The 23,097-nt window shown below is 71.4% G+C and carries 23 protein-coding genes; 18 read left to right on the top strand and 5 right to left on the bottom strand.

All coding sequences use genetic code 11. The annotated features are described in order from the left end of the window. Positions 1–22: 22 nt before the first annotated feature. From ACIP63_RS27170 to ACIP63_RS27160, 3 genes are all read right to left on the bottom strand, one after another. The gene (locus ACIP63_RS27170) at positions 23–1,366 is read right to left on the bottom strand and encodes an MFS transporter (RefSeq protein WP_401520527.1); all 1,344 of its coding nucleotides are present in this window, start codon (positions 1,364–1,366) and stop codon (positions 23–25) included. A 115-nt stretch (positions 1,367–1,481) separates the two neighbouring features. After that, the gene (locus ACIP63_RS27165; RefSeq protein WP_401520524.1) at positions 1,482–2,708 is read right to left on the bottom strand and encodes an acetyl-CoA C-acetyltransferase; all 1,227 of its coding nucleotides are present in this window, start codon (positions 2,706–2,708) and stop codon (positions 1,482–1,484) included. Between the two features lie 116 nt (positions 2,709–2,824). Beyond that, a complete protein-coding gene (locus ACIP63_RS27160) occupies positions 2,825–3,715 on the bottom strand; it encodes a LysR family transcriptional regulator (protein ID WP_401520740.1) in 891 nt (296 codons plus the stop codon). A 155-nt stretch (positions 3,716–3,870) separates the two neighbouring features. Between ACIP63_RS27160 and ACIP63_RS27155 the strand changes: the two genes are divergently transcribed. From ACIP63_RS27155 to ACIP63_RS27140, 4 genes are all read left to right on the top strand, one after another. Continuing rightward, positions 3,871–4,788, top strand: coding sequence for a CoA transferase subunit A (locus ACIP63_RS27155; RefSeq protein WP_401520738.1), 918 nt, complete (start codon positions 3,871–3,873; stop codon positions 4,786–4,788). Between the two features lie 26 nt (positions 4,789–4,814). Further along, positions 4,815–5,591, top strand: coding sequence for a CoA-transferase subunit beta (locus tag ACIP63_RS27150; protein ID WP_401520521.1), 777 nt, complete (start codon positions 4,815–4,817; stop codon positions 5,589–5,591). Between the two features lie 63 nt (positions 5,592–5,654). Then, the gene (locus ACIP63_RS27145; RefSeq protein WP_401520518.1) at positions 5,655–7,184 is read left to right on the top strand and encodes a 3-hydroxyacyl-CoA dehydrogenase; all 1,530 of its coding nucleotides are present in this window, start codon (positions 5,655–5,657) and stop codon (positions 7,182–7,184) included. A gap of 68 nt (positions 7,185–7,252) precedes the next feature. Then, the gene (locus tag ACIP63_RS27140) at positions 7,253–7,648 is read left to right on the top strand and encodes a VOC family protein (RefSeq protein WP_401520515.1); all 396 of its coding nucleotides are present in this window, start codon (positions 7,253–7,255) and stop codon (positions 7,646–7,648) included. On the opposite strand, the gene ACIP63_RS27135 is transcribed toward ACIP63_RS27140, so the two are convergent. Together ACIP63_RS27135 and ACIP63_RS27130 are read right to left on the bottom strand one after the other, a co-directional pair. Next, the gene (locus ACIP63_RS27135) at positions 7,585–8,346 is read right to left on the bottom strand and encodes a DUF6597 domain-containing transcriptional factor (RefSeq protein ID WP_401520512.1); all 762 of its coding nucleotides are present in this window, start codon (positions 8,344–8,346) and stop codon (positions 7,585–7,587) included. The two genes, ACIP63_RS27140 and ACIP63_RS27135, sit on opposite strands and share 64 nt — an antisense overlap. 32 nt (positions 8,347–8,378) lie before the next feature. Then, a complete protein-coding gene (locus ACIP63_RS27130) occupies positions 8,379–9,506 on the bottom strand; it encodes a YihY/virulence factor BrkB family protein (RefSeq protein WP_401520509.1) in 1,128 nt (375 codons plus the stop codon). Positions 9,507–9,523: 17 nt separating this feature from the next. Between ACIP63_RS27130 and ACIP63_RS27125 the strand changes: the two genes are divergently transcribed. The 14 genes from ACIP63_RS27125 (at position 9,524) to ACIP63_RS27060 (ending at position 22,984) form a co-directional block, all read left to right on the top strand. Then, complete coding sequence (locus ACIP63_RS27125) at positions 9,524–11,161, top strand: acyl-CoA dehydrogenase family protein (RefSeq protein ID WP_401520506.1); 1,638 nt, start codon at positions 9,524–9,526, stop codon at positions 11,159–11,161. Positions 11,162–11,435: 274 nt separating this feature from the next. Next, positions 11,436–12,728, top strand: coding sequence for a GAF domain-containing protein (locus tag ACIP63_RS27120; RefSeq protein ID WP_401520503.1), 1,293 nt, complete (start codon positions 11,436–11,438; stop codon positions 12,726–12,728). A 48-nt stretch (positions 12,729–12,776) separates the two neighbouring features. Then, positions 12,777–13,370, top strand: coding sequence for a GNAT family N-acetyltransferase (locus tag ACIP63_RS27115; RefSeq protein WP_401520500.1), 594 nt, complete (start codon positions 12,777–12,779; stop codon positions 13,368–13,370). Between the two features lie 169 nt (positions 13,371–13,539). Then, the gene (locus tag ACIP63_RS27110; protein ID WP_349817346.1) at positions 13,540–13,623 is read left to right on the top strand and encodes a putative leader peptide; all 84 of its coding nucleotides are present in this window, start codon (positions 13,540–13,542) and stop codon (positions 13,621–13,623) included. Between the two features lie 115 nt (positions 13,624–13,738). Beyond that, a complete protein-coding gene (locus ACIP63_RS27105; RefSeq protein WP_401520498.1) occupies positions 13,739–15,436 on the top strand; it encodes a nitrite/sulfite reductase in 1,698 nt (565 codons plus the stop codon). Continuing rightward, a complete protein-coding gene (locus ACIP63_RS27100) occupies positions 15,433–15,612 on the top strand; it encodes a hypothetical protein (RefSeq protein ID WP_401520495.1) in 180 nt (59 codons plus the stop codon). The genes ACIP63_RS27105 and ACIP63_RS27100 overlap by 4 nt, the downstream gene beginning before the upstream one ends. Continuing rightward, entirely contained in the window at positions 15,609–16,325 is a 717-nt protein-coding gene (locus ACIP63_RS27095; protein WP_401520492.1) for a phosphoadenylyl-sulfate reductase, read from the top strand. Before ACIP63_RS27100 ends, ACIP63_RS27095 begins: the two co-directional genes overlap by 4 nt. Continuing rightward, a complete protein-coding gene (gene cysC, locus ACIP63_RS27090; protein ID WP_099174957.1) occupies positions 16,325–16,894 on the top strand; it encodes an adenylyl-sulfate kinase in 570 nt (189 codons plus the stop codon). Before ACIP63_RS27095 ends, cysC begins: the two co-directional genes overlap by 1 nt. Then, a complete protein-coding gene (cysD, locus tag ACIP63_RS27085) occupies positions 16,891–17,826 on the top strand; it encodes a sulfate adenylyltransferase subunit CysD (protein WP_401520488.1) in 936 nt (311 codons plus the stop codon). The genes cysC and cysD overlap by 4 nt, the downstream gene beginning before the upstream one ends. Positions 17,827–17,828: 2 nt before the next feature. After that, positions 17,829–19,172, top strand: a complete 1,344-nt coding sequence (locus tag ACIP63_RS27080) for a sulfate adenylyltransferase subunit 1 (RefSeq protein WP_401520485.1) — start codon at positions 17,829–17,831, stop codon at positions 19,170–19,172. A gap of 234 nt (positions 19,173–19,406) precedes the next feature. Continuing rightward, positions 19,407–20,522 (top strand): aliphatic sulfonate ABC transporter substrate-binding protein, encoded by a 1,116-nt coding sequence (locus ACIP63_RS27075; protein WP_401520482.1) that lies wholly within the window; start codon positions 19,407–19,409, stop codon positions 20,520–20,522. 46 nt (positions 20,523–20,568) lie between these two features. After that, entirely contained in the window at positions 20,569–21,360 is a 792-nt protein-coding gene (locus ACIP63_RS27070; protein WP_401520479.1) for an ABC transporter ATP-binding protein, read from the top strand. Next, a complete protein-coding gene (locus tag ACIP63_RS27065; protein ID WP_401520476.1) occupies positions 21,347–22,225 on the top strand; it encodes an ABC transporter permease in 879 nt (292 codons plus the stop codon). The genes ACIP63_RS27070 and ACIP63_RS27065 overlap by 14 nt, the downstream gene beginning before the upstream one ends. Positions 22,226–22,231: 6 nt before the next feature. Continuing rightward, positions 22,232–22,984, top strand: a complete 753-nt coding sequence (locus ACIP63_RS27060) for a sirohydrochlorin chelatase (RefSeq protein WP_401520474.1) — start codon at positions 22,232–22,234, stop codon at positions 22,982–22,984. Positions 22,985–23,097: the final 113 nt, after the last annotated feature.

Here is a 23,097-nt window from a genome sequence, read left to right as displayed (position 1 = left end):
GGGGTCTCGTACGGGGGTGTGGTCAGGCGGTGACGGGCGCGGTGCGGGGCGCGGTGACGGGCTCCGCGGCCTGCTCGTCGTGGTTGGGGCGCTTGAGCAGGAGGAGCATGCAGCCCAGGGTCAGCGCCACCTGGAAGACGGCGTACGCGATGACGGCGGTGATCGAGCCGGTGCGGTTGAGCAGGAACTGGCCGATGATCGGGGTCGTGCCGCCGAGCAGCGTGCCGCAGAGCTGGTAGCAGAGCGAGATGCCGGTGTAGCGCAGGTGGGCCGGGAAGCGGCTGGCGAGCATGCCGGCGAGGGCCGCGTAGTAGAGGCAGTGCGGGATCGTGGCGACGGCGACGCCGAGCATCGCGAGGCCGTAGTTCTCGGTGCTGATGAGGAGGAACATCACCGGCATCAGGATCAGCTCGGGAAGCAGCATCACGGTCACCGCGCGGGACCAGCTCTTCATCCGGGTGGCGATGAGGGCGCCGAAGGGCTGGACGATGATCTGGGTGACGTTGGCGACGAGGATGATCGTCAGGAACGAGCTGCGGTCGAAGTCCAGGGACGTGGTGGCCCAGGACAGGGCGAACGTGGACTTGAAGTACGTGGCCGAGAGGCCGATGGTGCAGGCGCCGATGCCGAGGACGATCAGCATGGGGTGGCTGCGCAGGACCTCGGTCAGCGGGAGCTTGACGACTTCCTTCTTCTCGATGAGCTTGGCCATCGCCGGGGACTCGGTGACCTTCAGGCGGACCAGCAGGCCGACCATGACGAGTGCGGCGGAGGCGAGGAACGGCACCCGCCAGCCCCAGGAGACGAAGGCGTCGTCGGGCAGCTGGCTGATGGCGAGGAAGCTCACGGTGGACAGGGTGTTGCCGACGGGCGAGCCCTGCTGGGCGAACGCCCCGTACAGCACGGACTTGCCCTTGGGCGCGTGCTCGGAGGCGATCAGGACGGAGCCGCCCCACTCCCCGCCGAGGCCGATGCCCTGGATCATGCGGATGCAGACCAGCAGGATCGGGGCGGCGATGCCGATGGAGGCGTAGCCGGGCAGCAGACCGATCGCGGTGGTCGAGATGCCCATCATCAGCAGGGTGATGACGAGGGTCTTCTTACGGCCGAGCTTGTCGCCGTAGTGGCCGAAGATGATGCCGCCGAGGGGGCGGGCGAGGAAGCCGACCCAGAAGGTGGCGAAGGCCACCAGGGTGCCTATGGGGCCTTCGAGTTCGGGGAAGAACACCTTGTCGAAGACGAGCGCTGCCGCGGTTCCGTAGATGTAGAAGTCGAACCACTCGATGGTGGAGCCGATGAAGGCTCCGAACCCTGCGCGGTTGGCGGCTTTCGTTCGCTCGCGTGCGGTTGCGGTGTTCGCACTCATGGTGGCTCCCGTGGACATGGTTGATCGAGCGGATGGACACGGCTGACCCGGCGTCGTCCGGGACGCCCTGGTCGCGTGGTGGGGAGGGGACGGAATTCTCGACGTGAGAGGGGTGTCAGGCGGCGATGCGTTCGAAGACTGCGGCGAGGCCCTGGCCGCCGCCGATGCACATGGTCTCCAGGCCGTAGCGTGCCTCGCTGCGATGCATCTCCCGGCTGAGCGTGGCGAGGATGCGGGCGCCGGTGGCGCCGACGGGGTGGCCGAGCGAGACGCCGGACCCGTTGACGTTGATCCGCTGCTCGTGGTCCTTCTCGCCGAGTCCCAGCTCCCGGGTGCAGGCCAGGACCTGGGCGGCGAAGGCCTCGTTGATCTCGATCAGGTCGAGGTCGGCGAGGGTGAGACCGGCACGGCCGAGGGCCGCGTGGGTGGCCGGGACGGGGCCGATGCCCATCGTCGCGGCGGGGACACCCGCGCGGGCGAAGGAGACCAGACGGACGAGCGGGGTGAGCCCGAGCCGTTCGGCGGTGGCGGCGCTGGTGACGAGGCAGGCGGCCGCGGCGTCGTTCTGCCCGCTGGCGTTGCCCGCGGTGACGGTGGCCTCCGGGTCGGCCTTGGCCATGATCGGGCGGAGTGCGGCGAGCTGCTCGGCGGTGGTGTCGGGGCGGGGGTGCTCGTCGGCGGTGACGACCGTCCCGCCCTTGCGCGTCTTCACCGTGACGGGGACGGTCTCCGCGTCGTAGCGTCCCTCCCGCACGGCGCGGGCGGCGCGGGCCTGCGAGCGCAGGGCGAGGGCGTCCTGGTCGGCCCGGCTGATCCCGTACGCGCGGCGCAGGTTCTCGGCGGTCTCGATCATGCCGCCGGGCACGGGGTGGTGGACGCCGCCGGCGGTGACCCGGCCCCGGGCCAGGGAGTCGTGGAGCTGGAGGCCGGGGCCCTTGATGCCCCAGCGTCCGTCGTGCGTGTAGTAGGGGGCGGCGCTCATGACGTCGACGCCGCCGGCGACGACGACGTCGCTGAAGCCGGCCCGGATCTGCATCGCCGCGTCGAGGACGGCCTGCAGCCCGGAGCCGCAGCGCCGGTCGGTCTGGGCGCCGGTGACGGTGTCGGGGAGTCCGGCGTCCAGGGCGGCGACGCGGCCGATGGCGGGGGCCTCGGACGAGGGGTAGGCGTGTCCGAGGATCACCTCGTCCACCCGGTCCGGGTCGATTCCCGTACGGGCGACGACCTCGGCGATGACGCGTGCGGCGAGCGCGGCGGGCGTCTGCTGGGCGAAGGCTCCGCCGAACCGCCCGATGGGGGTGCGCAGCGGTTCGCAGATGACGACATCGGTCTGGTCGGGCACGGCGGAACACCTTTCGGCGGCTCGGGTGTGTGGGGTGACCTTCGCACTGGACCACTGAGTCGGTCCAATATCGAGTTACCGCACTTTCAAGACGCCACGCGTCTCAATCGGTGCCTTCAGGGCGTGGGCAGGGCCTCCTCGGCGACCGCGAGCACCGCTCGGAGCGCGGCCGAGGGGTTGTCCGTGCGCCAGGCCAGCGCCGCCTGACGCCGGACGGGCGGGCCGGCGAGGGACCGGTAGACCAGCCCGTTCTGCTGGATGTGGCGGACGGAGGAGACCGTGAGGGTGACGCCGACGCCCGCGGCGACGAGGGCCAGGATCGTGTACGAGTCGGGGGCCTCCTGCACCACGCGCGGGTTGAATCCGGCGCCCTCGCAGACCTGGACCATCGCGTCGCGCACCGTGGAGCCGGCGTTCGCGGGGAAGGAGACGAACGGTTCGTCGGCGAGGATCCCGATCGGGATGCTCTCCAGGCGCGCGAGCGGGTGGTCGGAGGGCAGCGCGCAGAGCAGCTCCTCCTCGTCGATCACCCGGTAGGCCACCCCGGGCTGGGTGACCGGCAGCCGGACGAATCCCAGGTCGAGGGAGCCGTCGGCGACCCGGGACAGGGCGACGTTGGCGTAGGTCTGGCCCTTCATGGCCAGCTCGATCCCGGGATGGGCGGCCCGCACGGCCCGGGTGAGCAGGGGCAGCGTCTCGTGGCTCGACGCTCCCGCGAAGCCGATGGTGACCCGGCCGTACTCCCCGCGCCCCGCCGCCTTCGCGGCCCGTACCGCGATGTCGAGGTCGTCGAGCACGGTCCGTACGGGTTCGAGGAAGGACTCCCCCGCGCTGGTGAGCCGCACCGAGCGGGTGTTGCGCTCGAAGAGCTGGACGCCGAGCTCCTTCTCCAGCTGCCGGATCTGCTGGCTGAGCGGGGGCTGCGCCATCTGGAGCCGCTTGGCGGCGCGGCCGAAGTGCAGCTCCTCGGCGACGGCGGTGAACGCGGTCAGATGACGCAGTTCCATCAGGACTTCCATTCATAAACGATCAGTCTTGATCCGACCTTAATTTGGTATTGGACAGCAATCAATGGCCGCTGACACGGTAAGGGCGACCAGCACGCACTCGCCCGAGGAGCACCGTGGAGCGGACGGATACGGCCGACGGGGCCGGCAAAGTCATGTCGATGAAGGAGGCCGTCGCCTCCTTCGTGCACGACGGGGCCACCGTCAGCCTCGAAGGGTTCACCCATCTCGTCCCCACCGCCGCGGGGCACGAGATCATCCGGCAGGGCCGCAAGGACCTCACCGTCGTACGGATGACGGCGGACATCGTGGTGGACCAGATGATCGCGGCGGGCTGCGTCTCGCGGCTGGTCTCCTCCTTCGTGGGCAACTCCTCCGCCGGTTCGCTCGGTGAGCTGCGGCGCAGGATCGAGCGCGCCGACCCGGCTCCGCTGACCTTCGAGGAGTACAGCCACTACGGGATGGTCTGCCGCTACCTCGCGGGCTCCCAGCGGCTGCCGTTCTATCCGCTGCGCAGCTACGGCGGCAGCGATCTGCCGTCCGTCAACAGCGATCTGCGCAAGGTGACGTCGCCCTACCCCGGGCCCGACGGGGAGCCGGAGCAGATCTACGTCGTGCCGCCCGTGAACCCGGACGTGACGATCATCCACGCGCAGCGGGCCGACCGCCGGGGCAACACCCAGATCTGGGGGCTGACCGGCATCCAGGCCGAGGCGGTGTACGCGGCGGACAAGGCGATCGTCGTCGTCGAGGAGGTCGTCGGGGACGAGGTGGTCCGCTCGGACCCCAACCGCACGCTCGTCCCGTCGCACGCCGTGGACGCCGTCGTCGTCTGTCCGCGCGGCGCGCACCCGTCCTTCGCGCAGGGGTACTACGACCGCGACAACGCCTTCTACCGGGCCTGGTCGCACATCAGCAAGGACCCGGAGCGGCTCCGTGCGTGGCTGGAGGAGTGGGTGTACGGCACGGCGGACCACGCCGCGTACGTCGACAAGCTGGGCGAGGACTTCTGGGCGGGGCTCGCGGTGGGCGAGGCGCTCAGCGAACCGGTGAACTACGGGCGGCGGCTGTGAGCGCGCCGCAGGGGAAGGAACGGACCATGACCACCACCGCACCGGAGACCGTCACCTCGTCCGAGCTGCTCTCCGTCGTCGCCTCCCGCGAACTGGCCTCCCGCCGCACGGTGTTCGCCGGCATCGGGCTGCCGACGCTCGCCACCGAGCTCGCCCGTCTGACCGTCGCGCCGCAGATCGAGGTCGTGTACGAGTCCGGGGTCTGCGGGGCGCACCCCTCGCACCTGCCGGAGACCATCGCCGACGCGGTACTCATCTCGGGCGCGGAGGCCGTGCTGTCGATGCCGGCGCTCTTCGGCTGCGTGCTCCAGGGCGGCCACATCGACGTGGGCTTCCTCGGCGCCGCGCAGATCGACCGGTGGGGCAACCTCAACACCTCCGTCATCGGCGACTGGGACAGTCCCGCGGTACGGCTCCCCGGTTCCGGCGGCGCGGTCGAGGTGATGGCCAACTCCCACGAGGTGTTCGTGGTGATGCGCCGTCACAACCCGCGCTCCTTCACCGGGACCCTGGACTTCTGCACCACCCCGGGACCGGACCGCGCGCTCGCCGAGGGCATCAGGCCGCTGGGCGCGGGAGTCACCCGGGTCATCACCGAACTGGGCATCCTGGCACGCGAGGGCGTCGGCGAGGAGCTGAGGCTGATCGCGGTCCACCCGGGTGTCACGGTCGAGCAGGTCCGGGAGGCGACCGGCTGGGACCTGAAGGTGTCCGACGAGGTCGGCACCGTGCCTCCGCCGACCGCCGCGGAGCTGCGGCTCCTCCGGGAGGACGTCGACCCCGGCCGCGTCTATCTTCGCTGAGGGCACCACCCCGACCCCGGGGAGCACTTCCCCGATCCCCACCCCGAGAGGACCGTAACTGCCATGCGTATCAGGATCGTCGGCGCCGGAGCCATGGGACGCGGTATCGCCCAGTGGGCGGCGGCCGGCGGACACACCGTAGAGCTCTGCGACGTCCGGACCGAGGCGGTGACGGCGGCGGTCGGCTTCGTACGGTCCATGCTGGAGCGCGCGGTGGACAAGGGGCGGATGTCCGCCGGGGACCGGGACGCGGCCCTGGAGCGGCTGGTCCCGCTGGACGACCCGTGGGCTCCGGGCCCGGAGGTCGGGCTGGTCGTCGAGGCCGTACGGGAGGACCTGGACACCAAGGCCGAGGTCTTCGGGAAGCTGGAGCAGGTCCTGCCGGAGTCGGCGGTCTTCGCGACCAACACCTCGTCCCTGTCGGTGACCCGGATCGCCGCGTCGCTCCGGGATCCGGGGCGGCTCGCGGGGCTGCACTTCTTCAACCCCGTGCCGCTGATGAGGATCGTCGAGGTCGTGCCGGGCGCCGCCACCCGTGCCGGGATCCCGGCGGTTCTCACGGAGCTGGTCGAGAGCTGCGGCCATCGCGCGGTCACCGTCGCCGACACCCCCGGCTTCCTGGTCAACCACGCGGGCCGGGGGCTGGTGACCGAGGCCCTGGCGCTGCTGGAGGAGTCCGTCGCCGACCCGGCCGGGATCGACCGGATCGCCCGGGACGTGCTGGGGCTGCGCATGGGCCCCTTCGAGCTGATGGATCTCACCGGCCTCGACGTCACGGCCGCCGTGATCGACTCGATCTGGCAGGGCTTCCGCCACGAGGACCGGCTCCGCCCCTCCTACCTGACGCCGAACCGGGTGACCGCGGGCCTGCACGGCCGCAAGACCGGGCAGGGCTGGTTCGCGTACGGCCCCGAGGCGCCCGCCCCGGCCCCGGAGGCGCCGGTGACGGGTGACGCGGACCGGCCGGTGTTCGTCGCGGGCGGCGAGGGCGCCGAGGGGCTGCGGACCGCGCTGTCCGAAGCCGGTGCGGCGGTGGAGAGCGGTGCCGAGCCCTCCGGCCGGGCCCTCGTCCTCGCCCCGGTCTGGGGCACGACGGTGGCGGCCGCAGTGGCCTCGCTGGGGCTCCCCGCCGCACGCACCTTCGGCGTCGACCCGCTGGCCCCGGCGGGCCGACGGCGGGTGCTCGCGGTGACGCCCGCGGCGGACCCGGCAGCCGCGCGGGACGCCCGCGCCGTCCTGGCCCGCGCGGCTGACGGTGAGGACCCCTGGGCCGTGTCGGTGGTGCGGGACACCCCGGGTTCGGTGGCGCAGCGGCTGCTCGCGTCGGTGGTTTCGGTCGCCGCGTCGATCGCGGAACGCTCGCTGGCCACCCCGGCGGACATCGACCTCGCCGTCACGACGGGCCTCGGTTACCCGGCGGGGCCGCTGGCCTGGGGCGACCGGGTCGGCGCCGCGCGCATGCTGGAGCTGCAGCGGTCCCTGCACGCCACGACGGGCGACCCGCGTCACCGGCCGACCCGCTGGCTCACCGAGCGCGCTCAGCTGGGGCTGGCGCTGACGGACCCGGGCACCTCGCCGGCCGACTGCGCCTGAGCCGTACGCCGGGGGCCGTGACCGTTTCGTACAAGACCTGGTCACGGCCTCCGCCGTACGGTCCTTCCATGACTCCACGACTCGACGCGATCTCCGTCGTCACCGCCGACATGGCCGCATCGCTCGCCTTCTACCGAAGGCTCGGGCTCGACATCCCCGCCGGGGCCGAATCGGCACCCCATGTCGAAGTGACCCTTCCGGGCGGGCAGCGCCTGCTGTGGGACACCGAGGACGTCATCCGCTCGTTCGACCCCGGCTGGACGGCTCCGAAGGGCGGTGAGCGCCTCGGACTCGCCTTCCTCTGCGACAGCCCGGCGGAGGTCGACGCGGTGTACGCCGAACTGACCGCCGCCGGGTACGAGGGCGGTCTGGAGCCCTGGGACGCGGTCTGGGGACAGCGTTACGCGGTCGTCCTCGACCCGGACGGCAGCGGGGTCTCGCTGTTCGCGGCCGACCCGTCGTAGCCCGTCGCGGCCAGGTAGCCGCCGAGGGTCGTTCCGGCCAGGTCCCGCATCTCGCGGGCCAGGTGCGCCTGGTCCGTACAGCCCGCGGCGTACGCGGCCTCGGCGTAGGGCGTTCCCGCCCGTACGAGGTCCAGGGCGCGCTGCAGTCTGAGGACCCTGGCCAGCGTCTTGGGGCCGTAGCCGAACGCGGCCAGCGAGCGCCGGTGCAGCTGGCGGGCGCCGAGCCCGACCTCCTGCGCGGTGGCGGCGACGGAACGCCCCTGCCGCAGCTGTGCGGCGACGGCCGCCGTGAGCGGGTCCGGGGGCTCGGTGCCGGCCGCCCGGCGCAGGGCGATGCCCTCCAGCGCGGCGGCCGGGTCGGCGGCCTCGCCGGTCCGCTCGGTGAGCCCGCGGACCTCGGGGCCCGGCCAGAGGGCGTCGAGCGCGACCCGCCGGTCGCGCAGCTCGTGCGCGGGGACGCCCAGGAGCGCGGGCGCCGTGCCGGGGGCGAAGCGGATGCCCGCGCAGCTGCCGGAGAGCGCCGCGGCGGGGGTGAAGGCGTGGGTGTCGGGGCCTGCCACCAGCAGCCGCCCGCCGGCCCACAGAAGGTCCATGCAACCGTCGGGCAGGACGGGCCGTGAGGGTTCGCGCGGCCCGGACCAGGTCCACAGGACCGCGCCGCCGAAGCGCGATGCCCGCTCCTCGTACCGTGCGCCCATGTCACCAGGCTATCGGGAGAGCCCCCGGGTCCTCAGGGGGAATCCTTGTCCCGGTTCCCGTGCAGGCGGGACTTCACGTCGTCCGGGGGCAGGAAGCGTGACCAGCGCTCGGGGAACTCGGACGGCATGGACACGTCCTCCTCGTCGTCCTCGTCGGCGTACGCGTCCCAGTTCGCCGCCCGTGCCACGAACTGCGCGGCCTGGGCGGCCTTGATCCGGTCACTGGCGGCGCGGGCGGCGGCGGTGGCTAGCGAGGGCCAGACACGGTCGATCGCCGCGTTCACGGCGGCGCCCACGAGCACGGCGAACGCAGAGATTCCTATCCAGAGGAGGACGGCGATGGGCGCGGCCAACGAGCCGTAGATGGTGGGCCCTTCGACCGTGCTCGTCAGGTAGATCCGCAGCAGGAAGCTTCCCACCACCCACATCCCGAGCGCCACGAGCGCCCCGGGCACGTCCTCTATCCACGGCGAACGGACGGGGACGGACACGTGGTAGAGCGTCGTCAGGAACGCGATGGACAGCAGTATCACGAGCGGCCAGTACAGGACCGCGAGCACCTCGGTCCCCCAGGGGACGAGCTCCACGACCCGGTCGGGACCGACCACCAGCAGCGGCAGCACCACCGCGCCCAGCAACAGCGCGACCACGTACAGCAGGAACGCGAGCAGACGGGTCTTGACGATGCCGCGGTGGCCGTCGAGTCCGTACATCACGGTGATGGTGTCGATGAAGACGTTCACCGCGCGCGAGCCCGACCAGAGCGCGATCGCGAAACCGAGGGAGATGACGTCGGGGCGCGCGCCCGTGGTCACGTCGGCTATGAGGGGCTCGGCGATCTCCTTGACGCCCCGCTCGGAGAGCACCGTCTGCACCGCGCCCAGGATGTTGCGCTCGATGGAGGCGACCGTCGTGGTGGACGTCCAGTCGTCGACGTAGCCGAGCAGCCCGATCAGGCCGAGCAGCAGCGGCGGCAGGGACAGCAGGGTGAAGAACGCCGCCTCGGCCGCGAGGCCGAGGATGCGGTACTCGATGCACGAATTGACCGTGTCCTTGAGCAACTGCCATGCCATCTGCCGCTTCGAGACGTTGCGGTAGAGAACTCGAGCCCGGTGGAGCCGACCCGGTGGCCGCTCGGGTGTTTCATTTGCTGCCTGCACCTCCTTACCGTATCGGCATGGCACCTAGCACCCACACAGTGACCAACCAGGTTCCGCCGCTGGTCGGCTATGACGTCTTCGCGGCCGACCGGGCGCTGACGGAGGCCGTCGAGCGGCATCTCGCGCCCGGAATCCTCGACGAGGCCCGGGAGGAGCTCAGCGGTCTCGGCCGGTCCGCCGGCTCCGTGCAGGCCCAGGAGTGGGGCGCGCAGGCCAACGAGAACCCGCCGAAGCTGCGTACGCACGACCGCTACGGCCACCGCGTCGACGAGGTGGACTTCCACCCGGCCTGGCACCGGCTGCTGGGGCACGCGGTCACGGCCGGGCTGACGGACGCCTGGGGCAGGCAGGGCGGCCATGTCAGGCGCGCTGCCGGGTTCCTCGTCTGGACGCAGGCCGAGGCGGGCCACGGATGCCCGCTGTCGATGACGCACGCGGCGGTCCCGGCGCTGCGGACCGACCCCGCGCTGGCCGCGGAGTGGGAGCCGCTGCTGACGTCGCACGTGTACGAGGAGGAGCTGCGGCCCGCGTCGCAGAAGGCCGGTGCGCTCTTCGGGATGGGCATGACGGAGAAGCAGGGCGGCACCGACGTGCGGTCCAACACCACCCGGGCCGTGCCGCTGGCCGGCGACGGGGAGTACCTGCTCACCGGCCACAAGTGGTTCTGCTCGGCGCCCATGTCGGACGGCTTCCTGGTGCTGGCGCAGGCGCCGGGCGGGCTGAGCTGCTTCCTGGTGCCGCGGGTCCTGCCGGACGGTGCGCGCAACGTCTTCGCGATCCAGCGCCTCAAGGACAAGCTGGGCAACAGGTCCAACGCGTCCGGCGAGGTCGAGTTCGACGGGACGTGGGCCCGCCGGGTCGGCGAGGAGGGGCGGGGGGTGCGCACCATCATCGAGATGGTGGCGGCGACCCGGCTGGACTGCGTGGTCGGTTCGGCGGCGCTGATGCGCCAGGCGGTGGCGCAGGCGATCCACCACAGCGCCCACCGCAGCGCTTTCGGCGGGCTGCTGATCGAGAAGCCGCTGATGCGCAACGTGCTGGCCGACCTGGCCCTGGAGTCGGAGGCGGCGACGACGCTCGCGCTGCGGCTGGCCGCCGCCTACGACGCGGACACGGAGGAGGAGCGGGCCTTCCTGCGGATCGCGGTGCCCGCGGCCAAGTACTGGGTGACGAAGCGGTGCACCGCGGTGGTCGGAGAGGCCCTCGAATGCCTCGGCGGCAACGGTTACGTCGAGGAGTCCGGAATGCCCCGGCTGCTGCGGGAGGCGCCGCTCAACTCGATCTGGGAGGGCTCGGGCAACGTACAGGCCCTCGATGTGCTGCGGGCGCTGCGACGGGAGCCGCAGGCGCTCAACGCCTTCCTCCAGGAGGTCGGGAAGGCGCGGGGCGCGGACCACCGGCTCGACGCGGCGATCAAGGGCCTGCTGACGGAACTGGCCGACCTGGACGCGGTCGAGGCACGTGCCAGGAGAGTGGTGGAGCGGATGGCCCTGGTGCTGCAGGGCTCGCTGCTGCTGCGCTGGGCGCCGCCGGAGGTCGCGGACGCGTTCTGCGCCTCACGGCTGGGCGGGGACTGGGGCTCGGCCTTCGGGACGCTGCCGCACAGTCTGGATCTGGCCACGGTCGTGGAGCGGGCGCGGGCGCAGGAGGGGTAGGAATTCCGGAGGAACGATGACAAACGACGGAGGGTGGTGCTGCGCCGACACGGCACCACCCTCCACGCTTGTGCACCACCGCACGGCGGGTCGAGGACTCGTCGCACGGCGTCCCGCCACTCTCGTACGGTCCGCGGCCTGTTCACCAGAGTTGCAAAGGGTTGCAACCATTGCGTGGAGTACGAGTCAACGGGCACCCTGCACGGCAGGATGTGTCCTTTGGGCCGGGTTTCTCTCTTCCGGACCGGGCCCATGTCGTGTTGGGGGGACCGTCATGGAAGCAGATCCTGTCGCGCGACCGCGGCCGGAGAAGGCCTCGTACCCGGCGCGGACCGAGCGCCTGGTCCACCGTGCACGGGAGGCCCGGCTGGCGGGCGAGCGTACGGAGGCCGCTCCGCGCGCGGAGATCGGCGCGTCCTGGGACCGTGTGCTGCGCAGCGGGATCGATCCCGAACAGTCGCCGGAGAGCAGGCTGCTGGAGACCGACGAGATCGAGCACCGGCGCAGGGACACGGCGCTCGGCGAGGTCATGCCCGTGCTGCGGGAGGGGCTGGCCACGATCGCGGACGCGACGCAGCAGATCATGGTCGTCACCGACGCCGAGGGCAGGGTCCTGTGGCGTCAGGGACACTCGGCCGTGATGCGCCGGGCCAAGGACATCTGCCTGGAGGAGGGTGCCGCCTGGGCGGAGTCGGCGACGGGCACAAACGCCATCGGTACGGCACTCGCCGCACGCACACCCATCCAGGTCCACTCCGCCGAGCACTTCATCCGCGCCCTGCACACCTGGACCTGCGCGGCGGCCCCGGTGCGAGACCCCCGGGACGGCCGTCTGATGGGCATCGTCGACATCAGCGGGCCCGCCTCCACCTTCCACCCGGCGACGCTGGCGCTGGTGGGTTCGGTCGCGGCGCTGGCGGAGAGCGAGCTGCGCGGCCGTCACCTCGTGGCGATCGAGCGGCTCCGCTCGGTCGCCGCGCCGCTCCTGTGCCGGCTGGGCGGCCGGGCGCTGGTGGTGGACACCCACGGCTGGCTGGCCGCCGTCAGCGGGATGCCGCCCATGGACCGGCTGCCGCTTCCGAAGTCGCTCCAGCCGGGCACGGTGTGGCTGGCCTCGCTCGGGATGTGCCGGGTGGAGCCGCTGCCCGGCGGCTGGCTGGTCCAGGTCGCGGAGGGCGCGCACGACCGCCCGCCGCGCCGGGTGGTGCTCGACCTGAGCCGGGAGCGGGGCCTCACGATCCATGTGACGGGCCCGGTGGGCAGCTGGACGCACCCGCTCTCGCCCCGCCACGCGGAGCTGCTGTACGCCCTGGCCCTGCACCGGGAGGGGCGCACCGCGGCCGAGCTGGCCGAGGACGTCTTCGGTGACGCCTCCAGGACGGTGACGGTGCGGGCCGAGATATCCCGGATGCGCCGCCATCTCGCGGAGGTGCTGACCCATCGGCCGTACCGCTTCCGCGAGGGCGTCGAGGTGGAGGTGGTCCACCCGGACGTGCCGGCCGATCTGCTGCCCCGTTCGACGGCTCCGGTGGTGCTCAGGGCGCGTATGCCCGCGGGGACGCTCTGACCCGCCCCGGGTTTGGCCGGAGGTCGCGGCCGTGGTTTTCTGACCGCCATGAGCGACTCCACCCACTCCGCCTCCGCCGTCTCCGACGTGACCGTCTGGTATCTGGAACAGACGTCGCCCTCCGACCTGAGCCCCGCCGCCCTCCCCGCGGACGGCGTGACGGTCGCCCGCTCGGAGATACCGCTGCCGGAGTTCAGCCGGTTCCTCTACACGGCGGTGGGCGCGGACGTCCGGTGGACCGACCGGCTGGACCACACCCACGCGCAGTGGCGGGCCTTCCTGGAGCGGCCGGGGGTCGAGACCTGGGTGGCGTACGAGAAGGGGACCCCGGCGGGGTTCATCGAGCTCGACGCCCAGGAGGACGGGGCCGTCGAGATCACCTACTTCGGCCTGATCCCGGCCTTCCGGGGCCGCAGGATCGGCGGGCACCTGCTGTCGTACGGCGTGGCGCGCGCCTGGGACCTCGCGGAGCGCCACCCGGAGCGGACCCCCACCAAGAGGGTGTGGCTGCACACGTGCTCCGACGACGGCCCGCACGCGATGGACAACTATCTGCGGCGGGGGTTCCGGCTGTTCGACACGAAGATCGAGCAGGAGCTCCAGGTCGCCCACCCCGGCCCCTGGCCCGGTGCGCACGCCTGATCGCACGCCTGATCGCACGCCTGATCGCCCGCCTGGTCGCACGCCCTCATGTCGCCTTGTCGACAGCGAGGGCGTGACCGACACCACAGCGTCTCACCCCTCGGGACCATCTCGTCCACATGTTGGATCGTGGTGGACTGGCCCGAGATCCGCGTGACACGCTTCCGTCATGTCTGGAACTGGAATTGCCTTGGTGAGTCGGCGGCACGTCGACCTCGGCCGCATGTCCAGCGCCATCTGTCCGGTCCGCTGAGAGTCTCCAGCACCGCGAATTCCCGAAGTCTCCGCTCCACCCCTGCGCACCGCCGCGCCTCACGCGAGTGTGCAGTTCAGAGCCGCCCTCCTGCAGTCCCGAAGGACGTATAGCCATGGCCGCCATCCCCGAGAAGCCTGCTACCGCCACGCCCCGCCGCAAGGCCGGACGTCACCGTGGTGAAGGTCAGTGGGCCATGGGTCACTACACCCCGCTCAACGGGAACGAGCAGTTCAAGAAGGACGACGACAGTCTCAACGTGCGGACGCGCATTGAGACGATCTACTCGAAGCGCGGGTTCGACTCCATCGACCCGAACGACCTGCGCGGACGTATGCGCTGGTGGGGGCTGTACACCCAGCGCCGGCCCGGCATCGACGGCGGCAAGACCGCCGTCCTGGAGCCGGAGGAGCTGGACGACCGCTACTTCATGCTGCGCGTCCGCATCGACGGCGGGAGGCTGACCACCGGGCAGCTGCGCGTCATCGGCGAGATCTCCCAGGAGTACGCGCGCGGCACCGCCGACGTCACCGACCGGCAGAACGTCCAGCTGCACTGGATCCGCATCGAGGACGTCCCGGCGATCTGGGAGAAGCTCGAGGCCGTCGGGCTCTCGACGACCGAGGCCTGCGGCGACTGCCCCCGTGTGATCATCGGTTCCCCGGTGGCCGGGATCGCCGCCGACGAGATCATCGACGGCACGCCTGCGGTCGACGAGATCCATGAGCGCTACATCGGCAGCAAGGAATTCTCCAACCTGCCCCGCAAGTTCAAGACCGCGATCTCGGGCTCACCGGTCCAGGACGTGGTGCACGAGATCAACGACATCGCCTTCGTCGGGGTGGACCACCCCGAGCACGGCCCCGGCTTCGACCTGTGGGTCGGCGGCGGCCTCTCCACCAACCCGCGGTTCGCCGAGCGCCTGGGCGCCTGGGTGCCGCTGGACGAGGTCCCCGACGTCTGGGCCGGCGTCGTCGGGATCTTCCGCGACTACGGCTACCGCCGGCTGCGCACGCGCGCACGCCTGAAGTTCCTGATGGCCGACTGGGGTCCGGAGAAGTTCCGCCAGATCCTCGAGGACGAGTACCTCAAGCGCCCGATGCTGGACGGACCGCCGCCCGCGCAGCCGTCCTCCCGCTGGCGCGACCACATCGGCGTGCACGCCCAGCAGGACGGCCGTTTCTACGTGGGCTTCGCCCCGCGCGTCGGCCGTGTCGACGGCTCCACCCTCGCCAAGATCGCCGACCTGGCCGAAGCACACGGCTCCGGCCGGGTGCGCACCACGGTCGAGCAGAAGATGCTCATCCTGGACGTGGAGCAGGACCGGATCGAGTCCCTGACCGCCGGTCTGGAGGCACTGGACTTCCAGGTGAACGCCTCCCCCTTCCGGCGCGGCACGATGGCCTGCACCGGCATCGAGTTCTGCAAGCTGGCGATCGTCGAGACGAAGGCGCGCGGCGCCGCGCTCATCGACGAACTGGAGCGCCGTATGCCGGACTTCGACGAGCCGCTCTCCATCAACATCAACGGCTGCCCCAACGCCTGTGCCCGCATCCAGACCGCGGACATCGGCCTCAAGGGCCAGCTCATGCTGGACGGCGACGGCAACCAGGTCGAGGGCTACCAGGTGCACCTCGGCGGCGCGCTCGGCCTGGAGGCCGGTTTCGGCCGGAAGGTCCGCGGTCTGAAGGTCACCTCGGCCGAACTCCCGGACTACGTCGAGCGGGTGCTCGGCAGGTTCCAGGAGGAGCGCGAGGACGGCGAGCGCTTCGCGACCTGGGCCGCCAGGGCCAGTGCGGAGTCGCTGTCATGAGCGAGCGAGCCGCGCCGTTCTACTGCCCGTACTGCGGCGACGAGGACCTGCGCCCGCACGAGGCAGGGCACGGCGCCTGGGAATGTGCTTCCTGCAATCGCGCGTTCCAGCTGAAGTTCCTGGGCCTGCTGTCCCAGGGACTCCAGCGCAACGACGTGGAAGGGGACGGGACATGACCGACACGCTGCACACCGCCGAGCTCACCGACGAGGCACTGAGGGACCTTGCCGAGCAGGCCGGACGCGACCTGGAGGACGCCTCCGCGAGCGACATCCTGAAGTGGGCGGCCGACACCTTCGGCAAGCGCTTCTGCGTCACCTCCTCCATGGAGGACGCGGTCGTCGCGCACCTCGCCTCCCGGGTCTTCCCCGGCGTGGACGTCGTCTTCCTGGACACGGGCTACCACTTCGAGGAGACGATCGGCACCCGGGACGCGGTGGACGCCGTGATGGACGTCAACCTCATCACCCTGACCCCGCGTCAGTCGGTGGCCGAGCAGGACGCCGAGTACGGACCGAAGCTGCACGACCGCGACCCCGACCTGTGCTGCGCGCTGCGCAAGGTCAAGCCGCTGGAGGAGGGGCTGACGGCGTACTCGGCCTGGGCGACCGGGCTGCGCCGCGACGAGTCCCCCACCCGGGCGAACACCCCGGTCGTGGGCTGGGACGAGAAGCGCCGCAAGGTCAAGGTCTCACCGATCGCCCGCTGGACCCAGGACGACGTGGACGCGTACGTCGCCGAACACGGCGTACTCACCAACCCGCTGCTGATGGACGGTTACGCCTCCGTCGGCTGCGCGCCCTGCACCCGCCGGGTGCTGGAGGGCGAGGACGCACGGGCCGGCCGCTGGGCCGGGCGGGGCAAGACCGAGTGCGGGCTGCACGGCTGATGACGACTGATCAGGAGATATCGATGAGCGTGACGGAGACGGGAGCCACCGTCTGGCTCACCGGTCTGCCGAGCGCGGGCAAGACCACCATCGCCTACGAGCTGGCCGGCCGGCTGCGTGCCGACGGGCACCGGGTCGAGGTGCTCGACGGTGACGAGATCCGGGAGTTCCTCTCCGCGGGCCTCGGCTTCTCCCGCGAGGACCGGCACACGAACGTCCAGCGGATCGGCTTCGTCGCCGAACTGCTGGCCGCCAACGGCGTGAAGGCCCTCGTCCCGGTGATCGCGCCGTACGCCGACAGCCGTGACGCCGTACGGAAGCGCCATCAGCAGGAGGGCACCGCGTATCTGGAGGTGCACGTCGCGACCCCGGTCGAGGTGTGCTCCGAGCGCGATGTGAAGGGGCTGTACGCCAAGCAGGCAGCGGGCGAGATCAGTGGTCTCACCGGGGTCGACGACCCCTACGAGGCACCCGAGTCGCCGGATCTGCGGATCGAGTCGCACCAGCAGACCGTGCAGGAGTCCGCAGCGGCGCTCCGTGCGCTGCTCACCGAGAGGGGCCTGGCGTGAGCACTGTCGCCACCGTGCCGGAAGGCACTGTCAACCCGTACGCGCTGAGCCACCTGGACTCCCTGGAGTCGGAGGCGGTGCACATCTTCCGTGAGGTGGCGGGTGAGTTCGAGCGGCCGGTGATCCTCTTCTCCGGCGGCAAGGACTCGATCCTGATGCTGCACCTCGCGCTGAAGGCGTTCGCCCCCGCACCGATCCCGTTCACCCTGCTGCACGTGGACACCGGGCACAACTTCCCCGAGGTCCTCGAATACCGCGACCGCACCGTCGAGAAGCACGGGCTGCGCCTGCACGTCGCCTCCGTCCAGGAGTACATCGACGCCGGCAAGCTCCGCGAGCGCCCCGACGGCACCCGCAACCCGCTCCAGACGGTCCCGCTGACCGAGGCGATCCAGCAGCACCGCTTCGACGCCGTCTTCGGCGGCGGACGCCGCGACGAGGAGAAGGCCCGCGCCAAGGAACGCGTCTTCTCCCTGCGCGACGAGTTCTCCCAGTGGGACCCCCGCCGCCAGCGCCCCGAGCTGTGGCAGCTCTACAACGGCCGCCACGCCCCCGGCGAACACGTCCGCGTCTTCCCGATCTCCAACTGGACCGAGCTCGACGTCTGGCAGTACATCGAGCGCGAGGGCATCGAGCTCCCGGAGATCTACTTCGCCCACGAGCGCGAGGTCTTCAGCCGCTCCGGCATGTGGCTCACCGCGGGCGACTGGGGCGGCCCCAAGGACCACGAGAAGGTCGAGACCCGCCAGGTGCGCTACCGCACCGTCGGCGACATGTCCTGCACCGGCGCCGTCGACTCCGACGCCACCACCCTGGACGCCGTCATCACCGAGATCGCCGCCTCCCGCCTCACCGAGCGGGGCGCCACCCGCGCCGACGACAAGATGTCCGAGGCCGCGATGGAAGACCGCAAGCGCGAGGGGTACTTCTAAAAATGACCACCACCACCGAGCAGCTCTCGGCCACCACCCTGCTGCGGTTCGCCACCGCCGGTTCCGTCGACGACGGCAAGTCCACCCTCGTCGGACGCCTCCTGCACGACTCCAAGTCGGTCCTCACCGACCAGCTCGAAGCCGTCACCCTGGCCTCCACCAACCGCGGCCAGGACACCCCCGACCTCGCACTCCTCACCGACGGACTGCGCGCCGAGCGCGAGCAGGGCATCACCATCGACGTGGCCTACCGCTACTTCGCCACGCCCCGCCGCCGCTTCATCCTCGCCGACACTCCCGGCCACGTGCAGTACACCCGCAACATGGTCACCGGCGCCTCCACCGCCGAACTCGCCGTCGTCCTGGTCGACGCCCGCAACGGCGTCGTCGAGCAGACCCGCCGCCACGCCGCCGTCGCCGCACTCCTGCGCGTCCCCCACGTCGTCCTCGCCGTCAACAAGATGGACCTCGTGGAGTACGCGGAGCCCGTGTTCGCGGCGATAGCGGAGGAGTTCACCGCGTACGCCGCCTCGCTCGGCGTCCCGGAGATCACAGCGATCCCGATCTCCGCACTGGCCGGCGACAACGTCGTGGAGCCGTCCGCGCACATGGACTGGTACGGCGGACCGACCGTCCTGGAGCACCTGGAGACGGTGCCCGTCAGCCACGACCTGACCGAGTGCCACGCCCGCTTCCCGGTCCAGTACGTGATCCGCCCGCAGACCGCCGAGCACCCCGACTACCGGGGGTACGCCGGCCAGATCGCCGCCGGGGTGTTCCGGGTCGGCGAGTCGGTCTCCGTGCTGCCGTCCGGACGCACCACCACGATCGAGGGGATCGACGCGCTCGGCGATAGCGTCGACATCGCCTGGGCGCCGCAGTCCGTGACCCTGCGGCTCAGCGACGACCTGGACATCTCCCGCGGCGATCTCATCGCGCCGAGCGCGGACGTGCCCGCCACCACGCAGGACGTCGAGGCGACCGTCTGCCACGTGGCCGACCAGCCGCTCACGGTGGGCCAGCGGGTGCTGCTCAAGCACACCACCCGTACGGTCAAGGCGATCGTCAAGGAGATCCCGTCGCGGCTCACGCTGGACGACCTCTCCCAGCACCCGGCGCCCGGGCAGCTGGTGGCCAACGACATCGGCCGGGTCGTCGTGCGTACCGCCGAGCCGCTCGCGCTCGACGCCTACGCCGACTCGCGGCGCACCGGCTCGTTCCTGCTGATCGACCCGGCCGACGGCACCACGCTGACGGCCGGCATGGCGGGCGCCTCGTTCGCCGCCGTGACCGACGGGAACGCGGACGCGGACACCTCCGCCGAGGACGCGGAGTGGGACTTCTGATGATCACCGACTTCTTCTCGACCTTCGCGAAGGAGGGCGGCCGGGTCGGCAGCGGCGCCCTCGGCAGCGGCCAGGGCGGGGTCGGGCGATGTGCGTGATGACGTACGCGCACTGCCTGCGCGCCCGCTCGCACCGACCGCACCGCCAGTTCAGACGAAGACCTGCCGATCGCCCGGCCGCGCCCCCTGGTCCCAGAGGGACGTGAGCACCGGGCCAACGAGAGGAAAGCCTCCCGTGCCTGCCACCCGTACCACTCTCCGCCGCGGCCTCGCCGCTGCCGCCGCTCTGCCGCTGCTCGCCGTGGCGGCCACCGCCTGCGGCTACGGTTCCGAGGCGAAGGACGACGACTCCGCGAAGTCGAACGTCTCCGCCGGCGGGAAGAAGCTCTCGGCCGACACCGTGAAGATCGGTTATTTCCCGAACCTCACGCACGCCACCGCCCTGGTCGGCATCCAGGAAGGCCTCATCGCCAAGGAGCTGGGCGGCACCACGGTCAAGCCCTCGACGTTCAACGCCGGGCCCTCCGAGATCGAGGCGCTCAACGCGGGTTCGATCGACATCGGCTTCATCGGCCCCTCGCCCTCGATCAACGGCTACAGCAAGTCCAAGGGCCAGAGCCTGCGGATCGTCGGCGGCTCGGCCTCCGGCGGCGTGAAGCTCGTCGTGAACCCGAAGAAGATCAAGACCCTGGACGACCTCAAGGGCAAGAAGATCGCCACCCCGCAGCTCGGCAACACGCAGGACGTGGCGTTCCTCAACTGGATCTCCGAGAAGGGCTGGAAGGTCGACGCCCAGAGCGGCAAGGGCGACGTCTCCGTGGTCCGTTCGGACAACAAGGTGACCCCCGACGCCTTCAAGGCAGGGTCCCTGGACGGCGCCTGGGTTCCGGAGCCGACGGCCTCGAAGCTGGTCGCCGAGGGCGGCAAGGTCCTGCTGGACGAGTCGTCCCTGTGGCCGGACGACAAGTTCGTCATCACGAACATCATCGTGTCGCAGAAGTTCCTCTCCGAGCACCCGGACGTCGTCGACGCGGTGCTGCGCGGCACGGTGAGTACCAACAAGTGGATCAACGCCAACCCGGACAAGGCGAAGGCCTCGGCCAACGCGGCGCTCAAGGAGCTGAGCGGCAAGGCCCTGCCCGCCGAGGTACTCGACCCGGCCTGGGAGTCCATCCAGATCACCGACGACCCGCTGGCCGCCACGCTCGAGGCGCAGGCGGACCACGCGGTCAAGGCCGGCCTGCTGGAGAAGCCCGATCTGGGCGGCATCTACGACCTGAAGCCGCTGAACAAGATCCTCAAGGCCGCGGGGCAGCCCGAGGTCGCCGACGCCGGTCTCGGCGTCAAGTAAGCCCGACCGCATCAGGATCACTGACGACTCCCAGGAGGTGACGACCATGGCGACCACCACCCTCACCAAGGCCGAGGACCGTGCAGCGGTCGAGCACGCCGCTCGCATCACGAACGTGTCCAAGTCCTTCGCCGGGCCCACGGGGCAGCAGCTCGTCCTGGACGACATCACGCTCGATGTCGCTCCGGGCGAGTTCGTCACCCTCCTGGGAGCATCCGGGTGCGGCAAATCGACCCTGCTCAACCTGGTGGCCGGACTCGACCGCCCGACCGCGGGGTCCATCGAGACCCCCGGCGGGCGGCCGGCCCTGATGTTCCAGGAGCACGCCCTCTTCCCGTGGCTGACCGCGGGCAAGAACATCGAACTCGCCCTGCGGCTGCGCGGGGTGCCGAAGTCGGACCGCCGCCCCGAGGCGGAGCGGCTGCTCGAACTCGTGCGCCTCGGCGGGGCGTACGGGAAGCGGGTGCACGAGCTCTCGGGCGGGATGCGCCAGCGTGTGGCGATGGCCCGGGCGCTCGCCCAGGACAGCCAGCTGCTGCTGATGGACGAGCCGTTCGCCGCGCTCGACGCCATCACTCGCGATGTGCTGCACGACGAACTGACCCGGATCTGGCGGGAGACGCACGCCTCCGTCCTCTTCGTCACCCACAACGTGCGTGAGGCGGTGCGGCTCGCCCAGCGCGTCATCCTGCTGTCGTCGCGTCCCGGCCGGATCGCCCGGGAGTGGACGGTCGACATCGAGCAGCCTCGCCGCATCGAGGACACCGCCGTGGCGGAGCTGTCCGTCGAGATCACCGAACAACTGCGTGGGGAGATCCGCCGACATGGCCAGCACTGAGACGAAGGCCGACGACCTGGCGGGGCTCGAGGCGGGCCTGGACGCCCTCGACGCCGTACAGGTGCGCAGGACGCCGACCCGCGAGATCCTGCTCAACAAGGTCCTGCCGCCGGTCGTCGCGGTCGTCCTGGTGGTGCTCGTCTGGCAGGTGCTGGTCTGGGCGAAGGTCACCGACGACTACAAGCTCCCGCCGCCCGCGGCCGTCTGGGACAGCCTGACCGACATGTGGATGCAGGGCACCCTGCTGGAGGTCGTCTGGACCAGTGTGTCGCGCGGTCTCCTCGGTTTCGTGATGGCCGTCGCGATCGGCACCCCGCTGGGTCTGCTGGTGGCACGGGTGAAGGTGGTCCGGGCGGCGATCGGCCCGATCCTCTCCGGGCTGCAGTCCCTGCCGTCCGTGGCGTGGGTGGCGCCGGCCATCATCTGGCTCGGCCTCGACGACAAGACGATGTACGCGGTGATCCTGCTCGGCGCGGTGCCGTCCGTCGCCAACGGTCTGGTCTCCGGTGTCGACCAGGTGCCGCCGCTCTTCCTGCGCGCGGGCCGCACGATCGGTGCGACGGGGCTGCGCGGGACGATCCACATCGTCCTGCCGGCGGCGCTGCCCGGCTATCTGGCGGGCCTCAAGCAGGGCTGGGCGTTCTCCTGGCGCTCGCTGATGGCCGCCGAGATCATCGCGTCCTCGCCCGATCTGGGCCTGGGACTCGGCCAGTTGCTGGAGAACGGCCGGAACAACTTCGACATGCCGGGGATCTTCCTGGCGATCCTCCTGATCCTGTTCGTCGGCATCGCGATCGACCTGCTGATCTTCAGCCCGCTGGAGCGGCGGGTGCTGCGCAGCCGCGGTCTCCTCGTGAAGGGCTGATCTCCCATGGCCTCCCCCGTCCTGCTCGTCATCGCCCACGGCAGCCGCGACCCGCGGCACGCGGCGACCGTCCACGCGCTCACCGCGCGGGTACGGTCGCTGCGGCCCGGGCTGCGCGTGGAGACGGGCTTCCTGGAGTTCAACGCCCCGTCCGTGCCCCGGGTGCTGGAGCGCCTGGCCGCGGAGGGGGCGGGCGACGTCGTCGCGCTCCCCCTGCTCTTGACCCGGGCCTTCCACGCCAAGTCGGACATCCCCTCGGTGCTGCGCGAGGCCCGCGCACGGCTGCCGCGGCTGCGGATCGGCCAGGCCGAGGTCCTCGGCCCGTCCCCGCTGCTGAACGCGGCGCTGGAACAGAGGCTGTACGAGGCCGGGGTCTCCCCCGGCGACAAGCGCTCGACCGGGCTGGTCCTGGCCTCGGCGGGCTCCACAGACCCGGAGGCGATCGCAGTGATCGCTGAAATCGCGCGGGAGCTGCGGCACACCGGTTGGTGCGCCGTGCGGCCTGCGTTCGCCTCCGCATCCCTCCCTCGCACCGCCCACGTCGTACGCGCCCTGCGGGCCGACGGCGTACGGCGGGTCGCGGTCGCCCCGTACGTCATCGCGCCCGGCCGTCTCCCCGACCGCATCGCGGCGGGGGCGGAGGAGGCCGGGGCTGATGTGCTGGCCGGGGTCCTGGGGCCGTCCCCCGCGCTGGCCCGGCTGCTGCTGACCCGGTACGACGAGGCGCTCGTTCCGGTCGACGGGGCGTTGAGCGCCTAAGCGCGTCCGGCGCGCTCCGTCGGCGTGGGCCGCCCCTCGTCAGCGGCGGCCCTCTTCCAGGACCGGGCACCGAGCAGCACTCTCGGGATCGTCCGCACCCGGACGCCGCCGTG

This window comes from Streptomyces sp. NPDC088746, assembly GCF_044751065.1.
Taxonomy (GTDB): Bacteria; Actinomycetota; Actinomycetes; order Streptomycetales; family Streptomycetaceae; genus Streptomyces.
This window is presented reverse-complemented; position numbering and strand designations above follow the sequence as displayed.